5 protein-coding genes are annotated in these 3,425 nt (G+C 48.4%); 1 reads left to right on the top strand and 4 read right to left on the bottom strand.

Annotated elements, in window-relative coordinates; genetic code table 11:
- Window positions 1-803 precede the first annotated feature (803 nt).
- A complete protein-coding gene (locus tag J7438_RS24770) occupies window positions 804-1,019 on the bottom strand; it encodes a hypothetical protein (RefSeq protein WP_209278721.1) in 216 nt (71 codons plus the stop codon).
- Between the two features lie 204 nt (window positions 1,020-1,223).
- Between J7438_RS24770 and J7438_RS24775 the strand changes: the two genes are divergently transcribed.
- Window positions 1,224-1,925 (top strand): hypothetical protein, encoded by a 702-nt coding sequence (locus tag J7438_RS24775; RefSeq protein WP_209278722.1) that lies wholly within the window; start codon window positions 1,224-1,226, stop codon window positions 1,923-1,925.
- Between the two features lie 25 nt (window positions 1,926-1,950).
- Here J7438_RS24775 and J7438_RS24780 read toward each other — a convergent pair whose 3' ends face one another.
- The 3 genes from J7438_RS24780 to J7438_RS24790 all read right to left on the bottom strand — a co-directional run.
- Complete coding sequence (locus J7438_RS24780) at window positions 1,951-2,877, bottom strand: helix-turn-helix domain-containing protein (protein WP_209278723.1); 927 nt, start codon at window positions 2,875-2,877, stop codon at window positions 1,951-1,953.
- A gap of 88 nt (window positions 2,878-2,965) precedes the next feature.
- Entirely contained in the window at window positions 2,966-3,190 is a 225-nt protein-coding gene (locus J7438_RS24785) for a hypothetical protein (RefSeq protein WP_209278724.1), read from the bottom strand.
- A partial coding sequence (locus J7438_RS24790) for a hypothetical protein (RefSeq protein WP_209278725.1) occupies window positions 3,190-3,425 on the bottom strand: 236 nt, incomplete at its 5' end. The genes J7438_RS24790 and J7438_RS24785, both read right to left, overlap by 1 nt.

Raw genomic sequence — 3,425 nt, forward strand, 5'->3', positions numbered from 1 at the left:
GTTTTGCGAGTGCTGAATGGTGGGGCTGGTGGAGGGGTTAGCCTTGGCGGTATATCTGGGGCTAATGTTCCCGTTCCCCCTCCGGTTGGGCTTTTGTAGCTGTCCAGCCTGTACCAAGACATTGTTAAGTGTAGTTTGTGGGCTTCAGAGGTGGGTCAGAATCCTGACCGATCTACCAATATGCTATGCTTTGTCCGGGCGCAAGCTCTGACAGGCTGCACGATTAATGCGCCCTTGCTCCCTTGCTGCGCTGGTAGCAGGGGAGCTTCATGCATCAGTGCTTGCTAGTCCTGGCTGGTGGTGGGTAGGGCTTTACTGCATTCATGCCGTAAAGTGCGTAATTCTGCTGCGTAATATCACTGTGTAAAAGTGCGTGAAGGTAGTGCGTGAAACGGTGCGTGAAAAAGTGAGCGAAAGCAGTGAGCGAAAAGGTGTGCGAAATTCGAACCAAACTTCGAACCTGTATTCGTACCATCGTTCGTACTTTTACTTCGTACCAATAGCCCTACATGCTTCTGTCATAGGGCTTTCAAGGCTGCGTACATTTTCCTGAGTGCGTAGATATGGTGCGTACATTACTGCGTACATCTGTGAAATTGTTGGCAAAGGTTCGCATTCGGAATGCGTACCAATGTGCGAACCAGAGTGCGAACTTATGGTGCAAACCAGACTGTAAACCAGCATGAGAGTTTCAACAATTTTTAACAGGTGCGCTGCCAAATCCACCAGCACGAAACCTTAACATTCCTTAACCTTTTTCCTCGGCTGGCTGCTCCTGCATTCTGTATTCAGACTGAAGTTTTCTATACCAGCCGTTCGTCTTTAGTCCCAATCTGCTGCTGGTTTGCCAGTGCGCAATAGTGCGAACTGCGCACCTTGGTTATTGGCTTCCCTCGTGGCTTGCAGACTTCAAGGTTTCTCAAGCGCTGTTGCTTGCTGACATTGACTTTTCTTGACCGGTAGAAAGCTGCGAACTGTACTCTTGCCTGTTCTGAAAGTGCGTCATTTTGCTGCGTCATTGGTGCGACATTTCGTGTGTGCTAATTGAGGTGCCTACAAAAACAAAGTTATCTATCCGTTATGGATTGATTGCCCTGGCTTCAATCTGCCCGGATCGGGGTAGATTGGTTGTGCTTATGACCTGAAGCAACACATCACTCAACCGGCAAGATATTCCTTGTAGCGGCTTGTGAGTTATCAGTAGAGTGTATGACTGCTCTGATATGACAAGCCAAAACAAGAAGAGGATGGAGCCTGTGTTCGCGATTTTCTCACGACAGAAGATGTATTCTGACTGCGCCAATAATCTATGCCATGTAACCAGCTTGCCTGAATCAGCATGTAAGGAGTTCGTTACTCGTTGGGTTCCGTTTTTGAAGGAATTTCATTCTAATTCTGATAGCTCTGACACTAAAAACCTTGATTTTGCTGGGGTTGCTAATTACGTCTTAATTGAACACCTTCTCATAAATAAGACATGGAACGCAGATAATCTAAACAGAAGCGTCTGTATCAACTTCGTTGCGGGTATTGATCGCTTGCTGGGGCCTGAAGCTCCACCACACAAAGAGCTAAAAGACATATTGGATAGAGAAGCTGCTACTTCGTATAGCACGACAGACATTGAGGCACTCCGCATAGCGATAATTCATGCTCGTCTTTACCCTGGCCAATGGATTTACTCAACCTTCCAGCTTTCCCCGAACGAAGTTAGAGACAAGCGAAACCCACCTGAAGAGAAAGAGTTAACGCTTCACTTTGGGCAATACACAGACCTTGCAGAGCGTTTCAGAAAAGCAAACATGACAAAGGTTGATTCTGTTGAAGGCGGTCGGCTAAAGGTGGGCCAGTTTTCAGTGACAAGGAATCCAAATAATACGTTTACTGTTCGTTACTGTAAGCATCAGGAAAAGAGCCTACAGTAGTTCTGCGTTTCGTTAATTGCCTGAGTCAGCCCGTTAACAATAACTGCTCTGGCTTCTCAATGAATCGCTCATAGTCGACACCATACCGGCTTGACCACTGCGCTTGCAGGCCGGTTAGCTTGTCCTGTAGTTCCTGCTTCTCTTGGTTGTTCTTGTCAATCATATCCTGTGAAGGTTTCACGCCTGCCATTGATGAAGCAAAGTCCAGAGCAAAACCGCTAAACCGTAGACTGCTCTGTGCCTTCTGGATCTCGCCTGAGAGCCTGGCGGCTTCGTGGTCGAATCCTTCCGGTGCATGCTTCACGGTGTTATTGATAACTGCCTCCCTGATAGCGTGCTGGATCGCTTGGGTTCTGAGTTCGTCTACAGGTTGTTTGCCGGTTATCAGGTCAATGATTTGCGCTCGCTCAAAGTATCCAAGGGTTTCCATACAGTTTCCGCTTGTGTCATTGGCGCATACCTCAAACAAACCGGCTTCAGACTTGGCGATAAGTAATAGCCTGTCTGCTTCCTCGTCTGTCATTTTCCCTAAGTCTACATCTTCCCAGGGCGACCAGTACCTAGGGTCTAACCTGCCTACTTCCAGCATTGGCATGTATTCCAGTACAAACCCCATATCGGTTATGGCATTGAACATACGGGCTGTCTGTCGTTGTGCGAATAGTTGAGCATCGCCCAATAGTACCGGGTCTGTGCTGTAGTCCTTTTGTGTCCCCTGTGTACCGTTGGAACATTCTTTAAGTCTGGCTGCTAAATACTGTTGTCTTCGTTCCTGCTGGTGGTGCCTGGTATCCGGTGCGGTGCATGCCCGGCTGGTTTCGTTCAGTCCTGCCCTGGTTATCACTCGCCTGATACTGGTGGCTGACTTAAAGCCTAATACCCTGGCAATGGTCTTGTAGCCGTTACCCTGTTGGTACAGTGCGATTGCTTGTGCTGCCTGTTGTTTGTTCATTGTGTACCCTGTGTCCCTTTTGTACAGGCAAAACAAACCGGATGTGTTATCCGGTCTGCGTCATGGTGTGTTATTGCAGTTGAAGCCTTTACGCTGCTTCCTGCTCTCTGCGAGTGGTTACAGGTGTGTGTTGCTCGTCGCTGTGATCACCATCAGCCAGCACGGTGAATATTTCCTCTACACCTCTAAGTGCGTCTGCTCTGGCCAGAGAGGTTTCACCAGTAGCGATGTTGGCCAGTATGTTGTTCATTAAGGTTGCTGTGTAGAGCAAGGTGTCTCGGTACTTGGCAAGTTCCTGGCTGCTCTTATCCATCAATGATTCTCTCCTGTAATGCCTGTCCGTTGTTGGTTCTGGTATGGGTGGTTCTTATTGAGCCTTACCAGAGGGGGGAATGTGCGCCACTTTCGCCCCCTGGGTTTCCGGTATTCCCCCTCAATCTGCAAGCCTAATTCTGGGTGGTTGGTGAACCGGGTTATCCTGACATTGGATGCAGGCACTTCCAGAAACTCAGCGACAATGTTGATTACCATCCACTGAGTTTTAACGA

The organism is Thalassotalea sp. G20_0, from assembly GCF_017744175.1.
In the GTDB taxonomy this organism is placed as follows: Bacteria; Pseudomonadota; Gammaproteobacteria; order Pseudomonadales; family Endozoicomonadaceae; genus Endozoicomonas.

Excerpts from the sequence above, each read along its gene's own strand:
- J7438_RS24775 (WP_209278722.1), top strand. The coding sequence starts at position 1,224 with ATGACAAGCCAAAACAAGAAGAGGATGGAGCCTGTGTTCGCGATTTTC.
- J7438_RS24785 (WP_209278724.1), bottom strand. The coding sequence starts at position 3,190 with ATGGATAAGAGCAGCCAGGAACTTGCCAAGTACCGAGACACCTTGCTC.
- J7438_RS24780 (WP_209278723.1), bottom strand. The coding sequence starts at position 2,877 with ATGAACAAACAACAGGCAGCACAAGCAATCGCACTGTACCAACAGGGT.
- J7438_RS24770 (WP_209278721.1), bottom strand. The coding sequence starts at position 1,019 with ATGACGCAGCAAAATGACGCACTTTCAGAACAGGCAAGAGTACAGTTC.